The following is an 18,037-nucleotide window of genomic DNA, read 5'->3' on the forward strand; positions in this document are numbered from 1 at the left end:
TGGCCTGCGGAAACCATATACGTGCACGCAGTCTACTCTGCGCGATAGACGTGCTCAACCTCGGCGATATACATGGTGTGATAGTCATGCTCGGGGTAATGGGTGCTGTCGCAGCTTTGGTCGAGGAAGCATTCCGGCTTGATGTCGTCGGCGTAGAGCGTCCGGCACGAGAGAACCAGGCGCGCCTCTTCGAATGCGGTCGTGTCATCGAGGAAGAGCGGCGTGAACCCCACCTCGGCAACTTTGTCGCCATCGCGGCCGCTTTTCGTTCCAAGCACCCCGAGCGCGCGCTTGTGCTCCGGGGCATAAAACGAGAGCGTGAAACGGCCCGTGGCATCGATGAAGCGCTTGGTGTAGCGCTGCGGGCGAACGTAGATCGTTACGACGTTTTTGCCCCAGATCACGCCCATGCCGCCCCAGCTCACCGTCATGGTGTTGAAGCCCGTAGCGTCGCCGGCGGTCACGAGCCCCCATTCCGCGCCGATGAGCTCGAACGGATTGATGCTGAGGTCGCTGATGGGTATCTCCTGAAGTGCCATGCGTGCTCCTTTGCGAGATGCGGTTAGGCGGCTAACGGGCGGTGGCCTCGCTGGCGTTGTGCGGGGGCTTGCCCGCCCATAATTCAAATCATAGTGGATTTGCGGGGCATGGAGCTGCGCATAGATTCTCGGATGGTTGCTGGGGAGTGGCGCCGTGCGCGGACTTGCGGGGCATGGCAGGACTCTGGCACCGCACGCGGATTTGCGGGACGTCGCGCTCCGTACCCTCCTTTTACGCGCGTTGGCCTTGTGGGACAATGGGCGGGGCCGCGCAGCGGGCCTTCGCAAGGCGGCCAACTTCGATGGCGATTTCGGGCGTGCGGTGAGGTCGATATGGCGCGGCGTGTAGGATTTGCGCGGGCAAGCGAGCATATCAATGCGCATGTGGGCAGCGACGAGTTGCTCGCGCTCTTTGCCGAGGGCGATGCGCTCGTGACGATGACGGCCTTCGATGGGCTTGAGCTTGCCGCGGTGTCGGCAGGGGGCGCAACATTCGATCAGGTGGTCTTCAAATCCTGCGTGTTTGAGGACGTCGACTTCTCTCGTTGCACGTTTACCGATGTAAAGTTCATGGGGTGCCGGTTCATCTCGTGCTCGATGGAGCGCTGCTGGCTCAACCGGTGCGACTTCATCTCGTGCTCCGCTCCGGGCCTGAGCTTTCAGAAAGGCCGCTTTACCAGCGTCTTGCTGGCAGAGAGCCAGATGCGCTACACAGAGTTCTCGGAGGCTTCCATTCGCGATTTGCGCGCACGGAAGACGAATCTGGCCGAGAGTCTGTGGCACGACGTTTCGCTCAAACGCAGCGCGTTCGAGTCGTGCGACCTAACGCGCGCGGATGTGTTCCGCACACCGCTTTTGGGAATAGACCTTTCGACATGCGATATTTCCGGCATCATCGTATCGAATACGTTCCGCGAGCTGCGCGGTTGCATCGTTGGTCCCGAGCAGGCCGTGCAGCTCGCTGGTCTTCTGGGCATTCAGGTCAAGGAGGAGTAGAGCGCCCTCGCCGGGATTGCCGCGCTTGGGTGATCTTGCGCGCGTGGCCTTGGCGGTGCGTCGCAATGTGGGCGATTCGCCTTGGCCCAGTTGTCGCGGGCGAGCTAGCGGCACGCCGCGGGCGAGCTGACGAAACGTCGCAGGCGAGCCGTTGACACGCCGAGGGAAGCCGGCGACACGCTGCAGCGCAAGCGCGTTGCCCTGGCCTAGTTATCGCGGGCGAGCCGGCGGAAGAGCGCGGCGAACACGAGCGCTCCGGCTGCGATCCATGCCATGGTTACGATGAGGGGAACCACGGCGGCTTCGGTGAAGAGCGCGCCCTCGATCGCGAGCCCCATGAGCTCGTAGATGCCCCCGAGCGGCGAGAAGGACGCTATGCGCGCGGCGCCTTCACTCAGCATGCCGAGCATCGGCACGAGCGCCACGAGCAGCACGGGCACGCTGTAGAATCCAGCGGTCATCTGGTCGCGGCAAGCGAGCCCGAGCACCAACGAGACGAACATCACGGGCAACGCCCCCACGAGCCCGAGCACTAGGTACGGCGCGAGCCAGCTCAGCTGGCCCTCGGCCACGAAGAAGCAGGCGGCGTTGACGACGGTTACGGCGAGCAGCGCTACGGAGCTCTTTGAGATTACGACCTCGCTGGCGCGAACGTTTGCAAGCATGAGCGTTCGGAGCGTGTGCTTCTCCTTCTCCTCGGCGATGCCGTAGAGCACGATCATCGACGCGACCATTCCGATGGTCATGCAGAGGGACGACCCAAGCATGAACGTGGCGATTTCTTCGCTCGCGGCCGCAAGCTCGCCCATGGTGACCCCCGCGCTCGTCGCAGCGTCGCCGATGACGAAGCGGTAGAGGACCATGAACCCGATAGGCATGAGGCAGACGACGAACATCGTGGGGTTCTTGATGAGGTCGGCGAAGTCTTTACCGGCGAGCGCACGGACCTTCCGTATGGTGGCGTTCATCTTACAGGTTCCTTCCGGTCAGCTCGAGGAAGACCTCCTCGAGGTTTGGTTCGTCGGAGTGGATGGCAAGCACCTCGTTTGCGGCTAAAAGGTCGTGAACGGTGTCGGCCGCAGCTGCATCGCGCGTGAGCTCCAACACGCCGCGGGTGCGCGTCGTGATGACGATACGGTTGCGCGCGAACTTCATACTAAGCGATTGCGGCGCGTCGAGTGCGATGATGCGACCGCGGTCGATGATTGCCAGGCGGTCGCAGAGCGCCTCGGCCTCTGCCATGTCGTGCGTGGTGATGAAGATCGTTGCCCCGGCGCGCTTGAGCTCGGAGAGCATCCGATGAACCTCGGCCCGCGCGGCAGGGTCTAGGCCCGAGGTCGGCTCGTCTAGAAAGAGCAGCTCGGGGGCGTGGACGAGCGCGCAGAGGAGGGCGGCTCGCTGGCGCATGCCCTTTGAGCAGTTTTTGATGAGGGTGCGGCGGTCGTCGCTGAGCTTCATGCGTTCGAGCAGCCGGTCGATATCGTGCTGCCCTCGACCGCGGATGCTGGCATACAGACGCAGGTTCTCTTCGATGGAAAGGCGCTCGTAGAGGGCGCTCGTGTCGGAGAGGATGCCGATGCGGTCGTAGTCGGCATTGCTCGCGTGCTCAATGGGGCGCCCGAAAAGTTGGATACGCCCGGTATCTTGGGTGAGCTGGCGGGTAAGGAGCTTGATCGTGGTGGTTTTGCCTGCGCCGGATGGGCCAAGGAAGCCGAAGCATTCGCCCCGGCGCACGTTGAAGGTGAGGCCGTCGAGCACGCGCTTGGGCCCGAAGGAGAGGCAGACCCCTCCATGACGAGAATGGGCGCGGTGGGGATGGGTGCGCCGTGGCCGTGCACGACGTATCCTTGCGGCGCCGGCTTGCGCTGCGGCGCGCCGTGGCCCTGCGGCTCAGAATGGCCCTGCGGCGTGCCGTGACCCTGCGGCGCAGCGTAGCTCTGCTGCTCGGCGGGGAGCGAGGGGCTAGAGTTGGTCATCGCGGGCCTCCTTTGCGCTGGCATGGCGATTGCGGTGCGATTCCTCGGACGTCTTCTTCTTTCGGCCCGTCTCGAACACGCCGGCGGCAAAGCAGCAGGCGATGACGATGGCCCCCATGAGCGCGGCATCCATCTAGCACACCTCCTTTGCGGGGTTGGTGCGGGCGTCGCCCGGTTCAGCAAGGGCTGCTGCGGCCTCAAGCGCCTTTACACGACGGTCGAGCTTGGCGGCTTGGTAACCAAGTCCCATGGCCAAAAGCAACGTGGCCAGGGCGAGAACGAAGAGGAGCGTTGAGAGCTGCTCGAGGGTGAAGGGGGCGCGCGGGCCGAGCGCTTCGGTCATGAAATCGACGATTTGCTGCTCGGTCATGGCGATGGTGGGTAGGGCGTTCATGATGGTCCTTTCGTCGGCCCGCGGCGTGGCGGGCGGTTGGCGTGTGAGACCATCCTCGCCGGGCGGCGGCGCGCACTCAAGGCATTCTGCCTATTGGGAGCAGCGCAAACGACGAAAGGAGCATGAGAGGTGACGAGAGGAGCATGCGCCGTGCCCCTTATCGCAGGGGCTGTCCCTAGCATGGCGCAAGCGAGCTCATCCCTGTCGCAAGGAGGGCTGTCCCTAGCATGACGCTAGCGTGACACTTGGCGTGGCGCAAAGGGGCTCATCCCTCATGGCAGGAGGGCTACCGCCATCCGTAACGGTCGCGCATGGCCTCGGCACGGCCCTTGGCGAGCGGGATCTGCGTTTCGCGTGCGTCGGCGAGGGTCAAGTTGAAGCTGCTCCGGGTAAAGCGCTCGACCTTTGCCACCTTCTGCACGTTCACGATGTAGGACCGGTGGCAGCGGAAGAACCCGAATCGCTCGAGCTCCGCTTCGAGTTCGTCGAGCGTCATACTCACGGGATAGAGCTCTCCGCGTACGCTCGCGAAGTTCTGGCGGTTCACACTCTCCACGAAATCGACCTCGCGCGGATCGAAGAGGAGCGTCGCGCCGTCCATGCGGGCCGGCACCTTGAACACATGCACCTCGTCCCCGGCATAGAACGCCTCGTCGGGCTCTTCGGGCTCGGACCCGATGGCAGTCTTGGCAGGTAGAAAGCGCCCATCCTCTTCGTAATACGCGGTGCCGGGCATGAGGAGCGCCTCGCGGAGCGGTTCGCCCGCGGTGATGAGGATGCCGCCCGCGTCGGCTACGGCGCCCATCCATGCGGTGACGACGCCGCGCGTAGCGGGGGTGATGTTCGCGAGGGGGCGCTCGCAGAACACGACTTCCGGCTCGAAGAGGCTCATGCGAGCGAAATTGATGAGCGCGCGCTGCTCGAGGGAGAGTTTCTTTATCTGGGTCTTCGCGATATGCGCAAGGCCGAAGTGCACGATGGCGTCGCTTGCCGTGACGCTGCCGCCCGCGATGCGCGAGAAGAAGGTGAGGTAGGAACGGACGGTTTCGCGATCGAAGCCCTGGTCGGTGGCGAGGTAGAACGCGCAGCGCCGCCGCTGGTAGCGTTCGTGCACGAAGCGAGCTGCACGGTCCACGGTCTCGCGTCCGCATTCGATATGAACGCTCGCTCCCATCTCGCCGGCAAGCAGCTCTTCCACCGAGGCATATGCGGCTCGTTGCCCGTTGTCGCGTTGCGCGGTGCTGCTCGCCATGTCCATCCTCCCTGTCGAATGCCGAGCATACAGTATATCGGGTATCATGGGCGCATGGACCAACGTGGACGCTCTCATATCGCCGCGCTCATGCGGCGCGATGTGATGGACGCCGTGCGCAACCGCACGGTGCTTGTGATGGTTGCCGCCTCCGCTGCGCTCGGATGGGTGTTTCGCACCATCACGGTGCAGGGCGTTCGCTTTGAACCCGGTGAGCCGCCGGCGTTCCTCATGACCTTCGTGATTGGGTGCGCGCCCGCATTCGTCGGATGTGTGATGACGCTGTACGTGATGGCCGAGGAGCGGGAACGCGGCATGTACCTCACGCTTGCCGAGGCGGGGGTGTCGCTCGCTGAGGTTGCGGTCGCCAAGCTGCTTTCGGCCTTGGTAGCGACGCTTGCGGTCGAGGGGTTATTGTGCCTGTTGCTAGGGCTTCCTATGGGGCTCGCTGTACAGGCGCTTTTGCTGTCTGTCCCTGCTATGCTGCCCGTTTTGCTTGCGGGCCTTGCCTTCGGGTTGCTCGCGACCGAGCAGATGGCGTCGAGCGTGTTCGCGGTGCCCATCACGCTCATGGCGACGATGCCGCTCATCGCATTTCTTTCCGCGGGGCTACGGCAGGTGTGGTGGCTCATGCCGGGTGGCCAGGCGGCGGAGCTCGCCCGGGCGCTCTGCGGCATGGAATCGGCTGCATCGCCTGCACTGCTTGCAGGCCTTATGGTCGCATGGGTTGCAGCGTGCGGGGCGTTCTCGTTTCTGGCCCATCGCAGCGCCGCCGCCCACCTCAAGGAGGAGCTAGATCGCGCGCTTTAGAATTAATAACCCCACTAGTTGCGAGTTTTTATCCAAAAATGCGCTAAGTCGGTCTTTTCATCTGGTCAAAGAGGGGTGCCATTTGCTCGCCGCCCTGATAGATGGCTCGTTGCTAGGTCTTCTACCAGGGCGCTGGGGAGTTTGCACCATCATTCCACAGATAAAAAGACCGACTTAACGCATTTTTGGATACATGAGCGCTTGGGGTGTCGTTATTAATTATCGAACGGACTCATTTTTGAGTGGCTGGACGCGGGGCCGCCGTCCGGGGCAGCCTTACCCCTCGCCACGCGGCGAGATGCGCTTGTACGTGTGGAATGGGCGACGATAACCGCAATGCTGGTCAAAAGGGCTGAAGACCGTCATGTTTGGTACATTCCAGCTGGGTCGAACGCGTCGTTGCATGACGCTCCTACCGCTTGCGCTGCAGGTCATCTTGTATGGTCATCCCAACCAGGCCTGGTGCTCAAAATGATACGTGCTGCTCTGTTAGCTTCGTCATTTTGAGAAAAACGCAGTGTCGGCTGGGCGCCATGGGCGCAGGCGCGCGGGGTCGACCGTCGTGTGGGCGTGTTCCGGCACGTCGTACCACTTGACGGTATGGCCAGCGCCATGGCTGCAGAACACGGAGTCAGGCGTATTGGGGAGGTCTGCCTCCGGATCGTATGCGCCGGCTTCGATGACCGCTTCCGCGTCATGGCAGTTCGCATAGCCTTCGAGTTCAAGTGAGATGCGACCGCGTCCTCCAGTATACCGAGCGACTTCGAGTCCATATTCGCCGGTTTCGGAAGCCGGGACGACTCCCTCGATCGCTGCCATCTCGCCTGCCGCTGCGGGTGCTTCGAATACCGCTGCCATGCGCGTGAGATCGGTGAGCGCGCGACCAACCTTATCAGCGGGAACGACAAGCCGAAACCGATACCATGGCTCCAGCAGCACGCACGCTCCCTGCTCGCGAGCCGTCATGAGCGCTTGGCGAACCGCGCGGTACGTGGCCTGTCGAAAGTCTCCGCCCTCGGTATGTTTGGCGTGCGCCCGGCCAGCGATGAGCGTGATGCGCACATCGGTGAGGGGCGCCCCGGTGAGCACGCCCGCATGGTCGCGCTCCATGGCGTTGCTCAGAGCGAGACGCTGCCAGTTGCGATCGAGGTCATCTTCAGAGCAGCGCGTGCCAAACTGCACCCCCGTTCCGCGCGGCAGCGGTTCCAGCTGTACGCGCACCTCGGCATAGTGGCGCAGCGGCTCGAAGTGCCCCACCCCTTCGACCGGCTCGACAATCGTCTCCTTGTAGAGGATGCCGCCGGGGCCGAATCCCACCTCGATGCCATACCGATCACGCAGGAGCTCGCGAACCACGTCCTGCTGAACCTCGCCCATAAGCTGAACATGGGCCTCTTGGAGTTGTTCATGCCAGGTAACTCCGAGGAGCGGGTCCTCGCTTGCAAGCTCGCGAAGTGCGCGCACGAGGGCGGAGGCGTCGGTTCCCGGCGCGGGGATGACTTGGTAGGAGAGGACGGGGGCGAGCAGGGGGCGTGGCGCTGCAGCCTCGGCACCGAGTGCGCTACCGGGCATAGTGTGCGTGAGACCTGTGACCGCGCAGATGCTGCCGGCGGGCAGCTCGGCCACCGTTTCGTGGCGCTTCCCCTGGTAGAGGCGAATTTCGTTGATCTTTTCGGCCCATGGTGCGCCATGATCGGCGCCCTCGACCATCATCTTGGCGCGGAGCGTGCCGCCCGTGACCTTGAGCCATGAGAGGCGCTCGCCGCGATCCGAGCGGCTGATGCGAAATACGCGCGCCGCGAAGGCGGTGGGCCAGGAGTGTTCGGGAGCGAGGGCTGCCAATGCGTCGAGCAGCTCACGCACGCCATCGTTGCGGAGTGCAGCTCCGAAGAAGACGGGGAAGACGGAACGCTCTGCGACGAGCCTTGCATAGGAGGCGGGGGCGATCGAGCCCGTCTCGAGGTATTCATCGAGCGCCGTATCGTCTGCGGAGGCGGCGTCTTCAAGAGCCGTGGGATCTCCCGACGCGAAGGCGGCGCCGTCGAGGCAGGCAGGGGAAAGGCGTGCGCGAAGATCGGCCATAAGCGTGCTGCGCCCGGGGTGTTCAAGATCGCATTTGTTCACGAAGATGAGCGTGGGGACTTGGTGGCGCCGGAGCAGGTCCCAGAGCGTCTCGGTGTGGCCCTGGATGCCGTCGTTGGCGCCCACGACGAGGAGCGCGCAGTCGAGGGCGGCGATGGTGCGCTCTGCTTCTGCGGAAAAATCCACGTGCCCAGGTGCGTCAAGAAGCATGATGTGGGTGCCGTTCCAGTCAAGCGAGGCCTGTGACGCGAATATGGTGATGCCCCGCTCGCGCTCCATGGGGTCGGTGTCGAGGTGCGAGTCGCCGCGGTCTACGCGCCCGGCGGTGCGGATGGCGCCCGCGGCGAGGAGCATGGCCTCGGCGAGCGTGGTCTTACCTGCGTCGACATGCGCCAGAAGACCTACGACCGCCTGCTTCACCCGTGCTCCTTTCTTCGTTGCCAGCGCACATGATTGTAGCAAGTGCGGTGGCCAAGCATCGCGTGCGCGGGCCGTGCCGTGGGGCAGCCGTTCCGTATGGGTTTGCATACCGATTCGCTTGGCAGGCCATCGCCGGGGGATGTGGCGGCTCGTCGTTCGGCGAGGGCTTTCGTCTTCACCCCGTAGAGCTCCTTCACCTAAAGGGTCCGCGCAACAGCTTGTTGCTCGACAGGAACAGGCGGGCAAGGAGAGAATGGGGATGCCGCGCCCCGCTTTCGGGAGGGGCGATTCAATGAGTATCATTAGTGAGAAAGGTGCCGGTATGGCTATCAAAGACGTGCTGCCCCGTCTGCGCCGCGAACGCGGGCTCACACAGGAAGATCTAGCGAAGAAGCTCTTTATCACCCGTCAGGCGGTCAGTCGGTGGGAGACAGGCGAGACGGCGCCGGGGATCGACATGACGAAGCTCATCGCCGTTACGCTCGATGTGCCCGTAACCGAGCTCCTTGAGATGCCGGAGCACTATTGTCAGAGCTGCGGAATGATGTTCACGGCACCCGACCAGCATGGCCACGAGGCGGATGGTACCGAGGTCGAGGATTTCTGCCGATGGTGCTACGACGACGGCGCCTATACCTACGAAACCACCATGGAGGACATGATTGAGGATTGCGCCCCGCGCATGGCGGAGGCGATGGGTTGGACGGTGGACGAGAGCGCCTCGCTCCTGGGCGCCGTGCTTCCAACGCTCAAGCGCTGGAAGGAGAGCCGCTAGTTCGCGGTGGGGCGCGAAAAGAAGCTTGAAAGAGAACACATGTTCGTGTAGTATGTACGCATGGGATCCCGGCGGCAGAGGAGGCCGGCATGGCGTTCGATTTCAAGAAAGAGTACCGCGACCTCTATCAGGCCAAGACGAAGCCGGTGCGCATCGAGGTGCCGGCGATGACGTTTGCCGCGGTTGCCGGTACGGGCGACCCCAACGAGGAGGGCGGCGCATACGCGCGGGCGCTTGCATTGCTCTATGGGTTCTCCTACACCGTGAAGATGGCGAAGATGGGTTCCTGGCAGCCTGACGGGTACTTCGATTATGTGGTGCCACCGCTCGAGGGCCTGTGGTGGGGTGGTGCCGGGGCCTTTGATGGTACCGTTATCGCCGACAAGAGAGCCCTGTCGTGGGTCTCGCTCATCAGGCAGCCCGATTTTGTGACTCCCGATGTGTTCATTAAGGTGTGTGAGCTGCTCGTCCAGAAAAAGCCCGAGCTTGCTGTTCCGGTCGACCGGGGCGACCTGCGCCTGGTCCGCTTCGCTGAAGGATCTTGTGCTCAGGTCATGCATCGGGGGCCGTACGATGACGAGCCTGCGACCATCGCTAAGCTGTCGTCATTTATCGAGAACGAAGGGCTGGCGACTGATATCGCCGAGGGCGGCGAGTCCCCGGCGGGGCATGAGGCGACGAGGGGCTTCGATGCCGCCGAGATGCTCGATGCACTTGATGTGCATGGTGCTGTTCCCGCGGTTCGATTGCATCACGAGATATATCTGGGAGACCCGCGGCGTACGAAGCCCGAGAATCTCAAGACGGTGATTAGGCATCCGGTGAGCGCCCTCGTGTAACGTGCGTTTGCCGGGTTTACGCTTGCCGGGCTTAGGCGGGGGTGTTGCGGAGCGTCTCGATGAATGCTGTCAGTGCAGTTCTAGTCTTCGGGGGGGTATAGGTGGACTACGCGCACATAGACGAACGCTTGCTCTCGCATGCCGGGGCAACGAGGGCGTTCCATGAGGCGTGGGGATGGATGGTGTATTGGGTGGGTGGCAAGCAGTTTGCCTGCGAGTTCGTTGCTGCACCAGAAGCCAAGGAGCCCTATGCCGGCAGGCATCTTCTTTCGCTCAAGTGCGACCCTGATCGCATTCGCGAACTGCGCGCGGAGTATCCGAACACGGTGTTGCCTGGATATTATTCTGACGGGCGCACCTGGATATCGGTGGATATCGATTGCGTTGGGCGGCCCGGGGGTCCGTCGGAGGACCTCGTGCTCGATCTGTGCGACATGAGCTACCGGCTTGTGTTTTCCAAGCTCACGAAGAGGGTGCAGCGCGAGATTCTCGCCAATTGAAGCGATAAGTTGAACTGTCGAAGGCGGATTTGTTGCCCGCGGTGGGGGGGCGGCATGCCGTCGAGGCTTGACGGGCTGCGGCGGGAGTGCGCGCCGCGAGGGCGTGACGGGCTGCGACGGGATGGCGTGTTGCGGGTGGGCGTGCCGCGATGAAGGTAGCATGCCGAATTACGCAATAAGCACCTTAAAGCGAGCCCTTATTACGTAAAACAGCATGGAAGAGCACATTGGCCAGGAGAGGGTCGGGTTGGACAGGATGAAAGGTGCATCAAGCATGAGGAGGGCCGGCCGGACAAAGGGGGTGACAGGCTAAGCAAGCGGGAGCTGAAGCGTAACCCGGGCGCCGCGGGTGGAGCCATCAGGGTTCGTGAGGTTGGTGAGCTCAATGGTACCGTTATGGTTGCGAGCGGTTTCCGCAGCAGCAAAGAGCCCGATGCCGTAATGTGTTCCCGATGCGGCGCCTGTGCGGGACGCATCGTCGCGGAAGAAGCGCTCGCAACCATGTTCGAGGGCTGCGGGCGAGAAGCCTGGCCCGTCGTCTTCCACGTCGATGGCGAGAGCGCGAGCGGAGCTCTTGTCATGCTCCGCAAGGCTAAATGCTATGCACACTCGGCTTCGCGCATGGTCGACGGCGTTCGAGACAACATTGGCCACTGCGCGCTCAACTGCTTGGGCTTCAACGAAAACGCTCGCGCCCCCGAGGGCGTCGTCGCGTATGACGCGCAGTTCCACCCCCGTGGTCCGTGCGAGCGGGACGACCTCTCGTTCAAGATGCTTTGCCAAGCTGGCAGCATCGATGCGCTGTCTGGCTCCCTCGGGCGTCTTTCCGCGCGATGCCTCTATGAGGAGCTGCACGTATCGATCGACCTGCTTGCAGCCCTGCGCTGCGTCATGCGCAGCGGCGGCGACATCGGAAAAAGCGCTATTCGCCAGTTGGCTGCAGGCTCCAGGTTTCTCAAGGTCCTGCATTTCCTCCGCAACAAATTCAGCGTTGGCGCGTACCACGGTGAGCGGCGTTTTGAGGTCGTGCGCGAGCGCTGCGATCTGGTCGCGTTGTGCTTGCTCGGAGCGCCAGCGCGCTTCAAGAGAATCTGCGAGCGAGGAGCGCATGCGTTCCATCGCCGCAAGCACGTCGTCAATTTGGCGCACATTGCTTGCGCCCACAGCGAAATCGAGCTCCTCCTTCCCGATGCGCTCGGCCGCGTCTGTTAGCGGCAACATCTTGCCTGTTAGCACAGACGAGGCGCGTCGCGCGATGAGGGCAACCGCCAAGGCGCTTCCAGCACAGCCGGCTGCAATCATGAGGTTCTGCGGGTTGGGAAGTGTGTCGCGCAGCTCTCGTGTGGTGTATTCGGGCATGTAAGTGCTGGTAAGAATGCAGAACGTTCCGTCTGCGAGCTTGCCCACCGAATATGTGGTTCCGTCCATGCCGAACGTTTGCGGGCTGCTCGCGCCCTCAGACCGAAAGCTGGCGGTGGCATCGAGCGCACGACAAAGACGTTCCGCCGAAAGGTCGGTGGCAAGCACCGTGCCATCATGAGCTACATGGGCATACCGATATGCAGAGGGAATGCTCGCCTCGTTTACCGATCCCGCCTCTTGTACCGCAGTAATGGTCTCGTTGGCATGGGCCGCACCGTAATTCGCTGAATAGACGAGCCCGGCGTTGAGCGTCATGCTGAACGCCGTGAACGCGGCGAGCCATACTCCCGCGAGGGCGGCGAGCACGTAGAAGAAGTAGCGTGCGATGAGGAAGGAAAGCGGCATGCGCCATGCGTGGCGGGCGCGCGCGTCGGCAACACCGGCCTTGCTGGTTCCTGCCCCATCGGCGCCCTCTTCACGGGTGCCTGCTACCTCGCGGTCCTTTAGCACGGGCTGGCCTCCCTGGTTCTCACTGCTGTTTAAAGCTGCCACTTGTACCCCATTCCCCATACGGTCGCAATCGGGTCGGCCCCGGCGGCGGCGAGCTTCTTGCGCGCACGACTTACGTGCATGGAAATGGCCGCATCGTCAACTTCGCGCTCCCAACCGAAAAGCGCCTCGCAGATTTGCGCGCGGCTGAGCACCTGACCGGGATGGCGGGCAAGGTGCTCGCAGATTTCATATTCCGTGGGAGTGAGGGCGACGGGTGTGCCATCGACCGTGACTAACCGAGCTCCAAGGTCTAGGCGAACCGGGCCAAAGGCGATCGCATGCGTGTGCTCGCGCCGTTCTCGGCGCACGTGAGCGGCGACCTTCGCACGCAGCTCGGCCGCACCGAACGGCTTGCGTACGTAGTCGTCGGCGCCGAGGCCATAGCCGGTCACGGCGTCCTCTTCGGCAACTTTGGCGGTGAGGAAGACGATGGGCCCGTCGAAGCGCGGACGCAACTCGCGCACGAGCTCGAAGCCGTCGATGCCGGGCATCATCACATCGCATAAGATGAGGTCCGCTCGGGCAAGGTTCAGCTTTAGAGCACTGGTGGGATCGGCGAGGCAGAGCACGTCGTGCCCGTCGCGCTTGAGGATGCGCTCGATCACATCGAGTATCGCCTGCTCGTCGTCGATCGCGATGATGCGCGCCACGTTCGCTCCTTTCTGCTGCGGTTGGCTCACCGTGGTTCGTGAATCGTGGACACCCGGTGTCTGCGTTTCACGTGGTGCCCGCGTTTGACTCGTAGGCACCTGGCGTCTGTGGTTCATCGTGTTTCATGGTGCGCCAACATTCTAACGAAGCGATAACGATGGGAGAGGGTTCGCCCCATTTGCCCGATGCCGCCGCACGGTTGAAACAGTTCGAGGCTCGAGTCGGAAGGTTTTTGTCGATGGGCCGAGTAGCCGGCTGTAATGCGCAGCTGCCAACAGGGGTTTTGTTGATTGCACGGCCGTGTCTACTCGGAGGTTCGCAAAAAACCTTCCGACTCGAGCCTCGAACTTGTTTCGCGATGGATTATCGCCGTTACGATGCAGAAGAGGGTTCCGCAAGCGCCTCATGCGCTGCGAGCGGCACATCGAGTTCATCTATTGTCCGGTACCGCACGCCGGACCCGCCATGAGCTTCGATTTGGAGCCATCCCTCGCCCGACGTCTTGCCTCCGTACGAAATAAGGGTAACTTCAACGGGCGAGCCATCGGCGATGGCGCCCTGGACGCGGTAGACGTAGTTGGTACCGGCGCCGGTGGCATCGGCGTAGCTCTCGGTGAACGAATCGGGTTCTGGGGAGGCTGCCCAGACGGTCTCCTGGGGCATGAAGACGCGGTCGAACAACGAGCTCACCGCCACGCCCCAGCCGCCTCCACAGCCCGAGAGCAGGGTGCAGGCGAACAGCGCGGGAAGCAGGAGCGCGACAGCGCGGAAGCGGGCGGGGTTAGGCACGGCGTGGGTGCGGGTGAGGTTAGGCATAGCACGGGCAGGGGCTGGATTAGGCATCGTCTCGTCCTCCTTCGAATCGGTTGAACCATGCTATGAGCGCGGCGAGCCCCGCTATGGTGAGCACGACCGCTGCGATGGCGAGCGCCCAGGCAAGCGAGCTGATTGCGGCGGCCTGGGCGGCATCCGTTGCTCGCGCAATGCCCGCTTCGACGGCGAGCGACCCGAGCCGTGCAGGCCAGGAAAAGGGAATCAGGCCGAGCACGCCCCCGCTTGCCGCCGTGAGCTCGCCGGTCATGAGGCCATGCGCCAGGCCGCCTACCGAGAAGAGCCCGATGCCGAGCCCCGCCGCACCTGCACCGATAGCGGCGTTCCGCCCACTCTGTAGGGCAATGGCGATGAAGAGCAGATAGAGCGGGACGCTCCCCAAGCAGATTCCAGCGGTGGCCAAGCCGAGCGTTTCGGCGCTGAGCGAGAACCTTCCGGTTAGGGCGAGCGCGCTGGCGAAGATGCTCATCGCGAGCAGCAGCGCGAGCGCGCCCGCCGTCCAGAGTAAGGCTGCTTTGGCTGCGATGGCGACCGCGCGCGAAGGAGCGCCTGTGAGATTGGCGAGCCGCCCCGCTCGGCGCTCCTCGTCCATATTGAGCCCGCAGGCGATGCTCGCCATCAGCGGCATAAGCGCGCCAAGCAGCTGCACGTACGCGTCTGCGCCAAAGGCCGGATCCCACGGCGCGTAGGCGAAGTACGCCCCGCAGGCGATGCCGCCCGTGAGCGCGCAGGCGAGGTGGACGGGTGCGAGCGGTGAGCGCGCGAGGCGAAGTGCCTCGGAACGCAAGGCGCGAAGGAGCGTCATGCGCTCTGTCCAAGCTTCGGCGAGCATGCTCATCAGCGCACCTCCTCAGATTGCGCGAACCATGCTGCGGATACGGCGGTGAGCAGGACAAACGTCAGTGCGGCCACGGCGATGCCCACCCAGGTGAGCGCGCCGTTCGCTGCCAGCGCACCGCTCAGCACGGTATCTGCGGCAAGGGGCTCGCCGCTCGGTAGCACGGGTATGAAGGCCGTGGGGATGACGGTGGTCGCCGAGGGCGGGAAGAGTTGCGGCACGGGGATGGCGCTCCAGGCGAACCCGCCCACAAGCTGAACGGCGAGCGGCAGGAAGATGCCCGCCAAGAGCCCGGCGCGGGCGGTGAGGAAAAGCCCCGCAGGTATCATCCACGCGCTCGTGATGGTGGTGGCAAGGGCCGCCAACGCCATGGTAAGCACCGCTGCGGCAGAAAGGCCTCCTCCGATGGCGAGCGCTGCGATGTACAGAGCGAACACGACGAGGTTGGAGAGCCCCGAGAGCATGAGGCACCAGAGCGCCTTCGCCCACCAGGCCTGCCCGAGCGGGGCTCCTGAACCGAGGAGCGGGCGATTGCGCATGCGTGCGTCGGCGTTGGCCACGCACCCGGTGAACAGGGCAATCGTTACCGGCATGAGGAGTACGTACCAGTAGTTCCAGGGTGAGAAGCTCACGTTGCCGCTCGGTGCGGTAAGGAGTGCTATGAGGGGAAACGGTAGAGCCATGATGAGGGCGAGGCGCATGGGCGCGGCGTGCCGGACCTTACGCACCTCTGCGGCAAGCGCCGACCCGAGGGTGGCGCGGGGCGCTTGGGCGTCGGTCGAGGTAGCACGGGACGCCTGCGCGCTGGCACCCAAGCGGCCTGCGTTTGCTGCGGAGCATCGATCTAGGGAAGCCATCATGCCACCTCCCTCTGCTGAGAAGCCCTTCCGTGCCTGCAGACATCCATGAAGAGCTGCTCGAGGTCCTGGCCTTTGTGCAACCGGTCCTCATAGGCAAGCCTGCCCTCGTGGATGATGCCCACCGAATCTGCCATCTGCTGCACCTCCGAAAGGATGTGGCTCGAGACGAGGACCGTGATGCCGCGTGCCGCAAAGCCGCGGATGGTGTCGCGGAGCTCCTCGATGCCAATGGGGTCGAGCCCGTTCGTAGGCTCGTCCAAGATGAGCAGATGCGGGTGCGCGAGCAGGGCGAGCGCGATTCCCAGCCGTTGCTTCATGCCCATGGAGAAACGGCCCGCGCGCTTGCTGCCCACGTTGCCGAGGCCCACTTCGGTAAGAACCTCGTCGATGCGCTTCTCGGGCAGGCCGAGGAGCGTCGTGCGGACGCGCAGGTTCTCCCGCGCAGAGAGATTGGGGTAGAGCGTTGCCTCTTCGATGAGCGAGCCAATGCGGTAGAGGTCGTTGCGCTGCCACGGGTGGCCGTCGATGAGGATTTGCCCTGCCGAGGGGCGAAGCATTCCGCAGATCATCTTGAGTGTCGTGGACTTGCCCGCGCCGTTTGGCCCGAGGAGGCCGTACACTTCGCCCTCTTTGATGTGGAGGTTCACATCGGCCACGGCTGTTTGGGCGTGGTCGCCGCGGCCGAACTGTTTGGTGAGCCCGCGTGTTTCGAGCATGAACGCCATGGGGGTCCTTTCTATTCGCGTCCCGCTTCTTGACGTTTCCTATGCTCGCGGGCAACTATAACGAAGCCATAACGGTCTTCCATCTGTTTGGGTGGCGCGGGACATGGTCGCGCCGTGCTCTCTTTCGAACCCTGCTCGCGGGCTTCCTTCGCAAGCTTCGGAAGGGCGACGGGGCCGCTCTCACAGGCAGCCGATAGGTGCCAAGACCGCCGGAATGTCTCGGAAGAGCGCCAGGGCCACTGTCTATCCCGCAGGTGCCAATGCCACTGCCTTTCCCGCATGCAGCCAATGCAGCCACCTTCCCGCAAGGCAGCGGCCCTAAAGCCTCCCCCGATGGGTACCATGAGGCGTAGAGATTGATGCCATATGGAGGTGCGGCGATGGCGAAGGTCTGGACTATTTTGGGTGATCGGCTGGCGCCTGCGGAAAAGTTGGCGCCGCATGGCGGTCGAACGGCAGAGGCGGAGGGCATGGCACGGCCATCTCGCGTTCCGACGGTTATGATTGTCGGCCCCGAACATGCCGCCGACGATGAGTTCGGTCGGGTGGGCATGGGGGTCGTCGCCCAGCTTCCACATGCAGCGATGCCGTTCGCTGAGGTGGGCGATACGTGCGCTGTGGGTGTGGTGGTGCTTCCCCCTGCAGGCAGGAGGGCTGCGGAGGCCCCTCGTTTCGCCTTTTCTCTCACATCGAGCGAGCTCGTCATCGTTGATGGCGACGGCGTCTGCGCGCCGGTGCTCAACGCGCTGTCCTCAGACGATGTCGCGGTGGAAAGCTGCGCCGACGTTCTCTGCTGTCTGCTTGCCGAGCCGTTGCGCGAGCAGCCCGAGCTCCTCTCTCGCGTGCGCGCGGATTTCGAGGAGTTCGAGCAGTTGCTTTTAGAGGGGCGAGAGCGCATCGACCGAGCGAAGATGATGGCTGATTCTCGCCGAATGCTCGGGCTCGATACGTTTTACCAGGGGCTTTCCGATATAGCTGGCCTTCTGGGCGGGGAAGATGCGGCCTTCATGAGCCCGGTTTCCCGCGCGCGCTTTGCGGCGCTCTCGCGCCAGCTCGACCGCCTGTCCGCGCGGCTTGAATCGCTGCAGAACTATGCGCTGCAGGTCAACGGTCTCTATCAAGAGGGAATTGATATCCGGCAGAACAACGTGATGCAGTGGCTCACCGTGGTCACGACGATTGCCATGCCGCTCACGGTGATAACCGGATGGTACGGCATGAACTTCCCGCATATGGGCCTCATCGATGCTGCGGACGGCTACCTGCTGGTGGCGTGCGTCTGCATCGTCATCGTCGTTGCAGAGGTGGTGTTCTTCTACCGACGCGGATGGCTGAGATTCGGAAGTCGCCGCCGCAGGCGCTAGGAATTCGCCGCGCTGCTGGCAGGCAGTCGGTCCAGTCGCGGGCGCCAACGGCCCGTGTGGACGCAGCCCCAGGCGCGGGCGGCCGGCGCTAGCTGCCGACGTCCCTCAGGCGCGGGCGGCCGGCGCTTCATCGTAGACGCCAGCAATCCGCATTCTGCCCTTCCGAGCGTCGCATATCTCGAGACTGGAGCTCAGATTGGGCCTTCTCCCGCGAGTTATGCGACGCTTTTCGGCAGCTCCGGTATCCGCGTAAACCACATTATACGGCGTG

Annotated in this window: 19 protein-coding genes; 6 read left to right on the forward strand and 13 right to left on the reverse strand. The window is 63.6% G+C overall.

What is annotated here, in order from left to right:
• Positions 1–32 precede the first annotated feature (32 nt).
• A complete protein-coding gene (locus GJE22_RS01670) occupies positions 33–539 on the reverse strand; it encodes a flavin reductase family protein (protein WP_144687232.1) in 507 nt (168 codons plus the stop codon).
• Positions 540–872: 333 nt separating this feature from the next.
• Between GJE22_RS01670 and GJE22_RS01675 the strand changes: the two genes are divergently transcribed.
• A complete protein-coding gene (locus tag GJE22_RS01675; protein ID WP_144687231.1) occupies positions 873–1,535 on the forward strand; it encodes a pentapeptide repeat-containing protein in 663 nt (220 codons plus the stop codon).
• Positions 1,536–1,741: 206 nt separating this feature from the next.
• On the opposite strand, the gene GJE22_RS01680 is transcribed toward GJE22_RS01675, so the two are convergent.
• From GJE22_RS01680 to GJE22_RS01700, 5 genes are all read right to left on the reverse strand, one after another.
• On the reverse strand, positions 1,742–2,503 hold the full coding sequence (locus GJE22_RS01680) for an ABC transporter permease (RefSeq protein WP_144687230.1): 762 nt from the start codon (positions 2,501–2,503) through the stop codon (positions 1,742–1,744).
• 1 nt (position 2,504) lies between these two features.
• The gene (locus tag GJE22_RS01685) at positions 2,505–3,293 is read right to left on the reverse strand and encodes an ABC transporter ATP-binding protein (RefSeq protein ID WP_235895720.1); all 789 of its coding nucleotides are present in this window, start codon (positions 3,291–3,293) and stop codon (positions 2,505–2,507) included.
• A gap of 204 nt (positions 3,294–3,497) precedes the next feature.
• Positions 3,498–3,644 carry a hypothetical protein gene (locus tag GJE22_RS01690; protein ID WP_154324049.1) on the reverse strand — a complete coding sequence of 49 codons (147 nt, stop codon included), beginning with the start codon at positions 3,642–3,644 and terminating at the stop codon, positions 3,498–3,500.
• Complete coding sequence (locus GJE22_RS01695; RefSeq protein WP_144687228.1) at positions 3,645–3,905, reverse strand: hypothetical protein; 261 nt, start codon at positions 3,903–3,905, stop codon at positions 3,645–3,647.
• 286 nt (positions 3,906–4,191) lie between these two features.
• On the reverse strand, positions 4,192–5,157 hold the full coding sequence (locus GJE22_RS01700; RefSeq protein WP_144687227.1) for a LytTR family transcriptional regulator DNA-binding domain-containing protein: 966 nt from the start codon (positions 5,155–5,157) through the stop codon (positions 4,192–4,194).
• Between the two features lie 54 nt (positions 5,158–5,211).
• Between GJE22_RS01700 and GJE22_RS01705 the strand changes: the two genes are divergently transcribed.
• A complete protein-coding gene (locus GJE22_RS01705) occupies positions 5,212–5,967 on the forward strand; it encodes an ABC transporter permease (RefSeq protein WP_144687226.1) in 756 nt (251 codons plus the stop codon).
• 498 nt (positions 5,968–6,465) lie between these two features.
• Here the strand turns inward: GJE22_RS01705 and GJE22_RS01710 are convergent, their stop codons facing one another.
• Positions 6,466–8,469, reverse strand: coding sequence for a GTP-binding protein (locus GJE22_RS01710; protein WP_186297348.1), 2,004 nt, complete (start codon positions 8,467–8,469; stop codon positions 6,466–6,468).
• A gap of 322 nt (positions 8,470–8,791) precedes the next feature.
• Between GJE22_RS01710 and GJE22_RS01715 the strand changes: the two genes are divergently transcribed.
• The 3 genes from GJE22_RS01715 to GJE22_RS01725 all read left to right on the forward strand — a co-directional run bounded on the left by GJE22_RS01715 (position 8,792) and on the right by GJE22_RS01725 (position 10,583).
• On the forward strand, positions 8,792–9,244 hold the full coding sequence (locus tag GJE22_RS01715) for a zinc ribbon domain-containing protein (RefSeq protein WP_022348805.1): 453 nt from the start codon (positions 8,792–8,794) through the stop codon (positions 9,242–9,244).
• 89 nt (positions 9,245–9,333) lie between these two features.
• A complete protein-coding gene (locus tag GJE22_RS01720) occupies positions 9,334–10,083 on the forward strand; it encodes a GyrI-like domain-containing protein (RefSeq protein WP_144687224.1) in 750 nt (249 codons plus the stop codon).
• A 101-nt stretch (positions 10,084–10,184) separates the two neighbouring features.
• Positions 10,185–10,583, forward strand: coding sequence for an MmcQ/YjbR family DNA-binding protein (locus GJE22_RS01725; RefSeq protein ID WP_144687223.1), 399 nt, complete (start codon positions 10,185–10,187; stop codon positions 10,581–10,583).
• Between the two features lie 309 nt (positions 10,584–10,892).
• Here the strand turns inward: GJE22_RS01725 and GJE22_RS10210 are convergent, their stop codons facing one another.
• The 6 genes from GJE22_RS10210 to GJE22_RS01755 form a co-directional block, all read right to left on the reverse strand.
• A complete protein-coding gene (locus tag GJE22_RS10210) occupies positions 10,893–12,455 on the reverse strand; it encodes a sensor histidine kinase (protein WP_186297347.1) in 1,563 nt (520 codons plus the stop codon).
• 29 nt (positions 12,456–12,484) lie between these two features.
• Positions 12,485–13,147 carry a response regulator transcription factor gene (locus GJE22_RS01735; RefSeq protein ID WP_144687221.1) on the reverse strand — a complete coding sequence of 221 codons (663 nt, stop codon included), beginning with the start codon at positions 13,145–13,147 and terminating at the stop codon, positions 12,485–12,487.
• A 373-nt stretch (positions 13,148–13,520) separates the two neighbouring features.
• Positions 13,521–13,991 carry a hypothetical protein gene (locus tag GJE22_RS01740; protein ID WP_144687220.1) on the reverse strand — a complete coding sequence of 157 codons (471 nt, stop codon included), beginning with the start codon at positions 13,989–13,991 and terminating at the stop codon, positions 13,521–13,523.
• Positions 13,984–14,817, reverse strand: a complete 834-nt coding sequence (locus GJE22_RS01745) for an ABC-2 family transporter permease (RefSeq protein ID WP_144687219.1) — start codon at positions 14,815–14,817, stop codon at positions 13,984–13,986. Before GJE22_RS01745 ends, GJE22_RS01740 begins: the two co-directional genes overlap by 8 nt.
• Positions 14,817–15,677, reverse strand: a complete 861-nt coding sequence (locus GJE22_RS01750; protein ID WP_235895719.1) for an ABC-2 family transporter permease — start codon at positions 15,675–15,677, stop codon at positions 14,817–14,819. The genes GJE22_RS01745 and GJE22_RS01750 overlap by 1 nt, the downstream gene beginning before the upstream one ends.
• Complete coding sequence (locus GJE22_RS01755; protein ID WP_144687218.1) at positions 15,674–16,402, reverse strand: lantibiotic protection ABC transporter ATP-binding protein; 729 nt, start codon at positions 16,400–16,402, stop codon at positions 15,674–15,676. The genes GJE22_RS01750 and GJE22_RS01755 overlap by 4 nt, the downstream gene beginning before the upstream one ends.
• A gap of 470 nt (positions 16,403–16,872) precedes the next feature.
• Between GJE22_RS01755 and GJE22_RS01760 the strand changes: the two genes are divergently transcribed.
• Entirely contained in the window at positions 16,873–17,766 is an 894-nt protein-coding gene (locus GJE22_RS01760; RefSeq protein WP_186297346.1) for a CorA family divalent cation transporter, read from the forward strand.
• Positions 17,767–18,037: the final 271 nt, after the last annotated feature.

It is taken from the genome of Enorma shizhengliae, from assembly GCF_009676995.1.
Classification (GTDB): domain Bacteria; phylum Actinomycetota; class Coriobacteriia; order Coriobacteriales; family Coriobacteriaceae; genus Enorma; species Enorma massiliensis.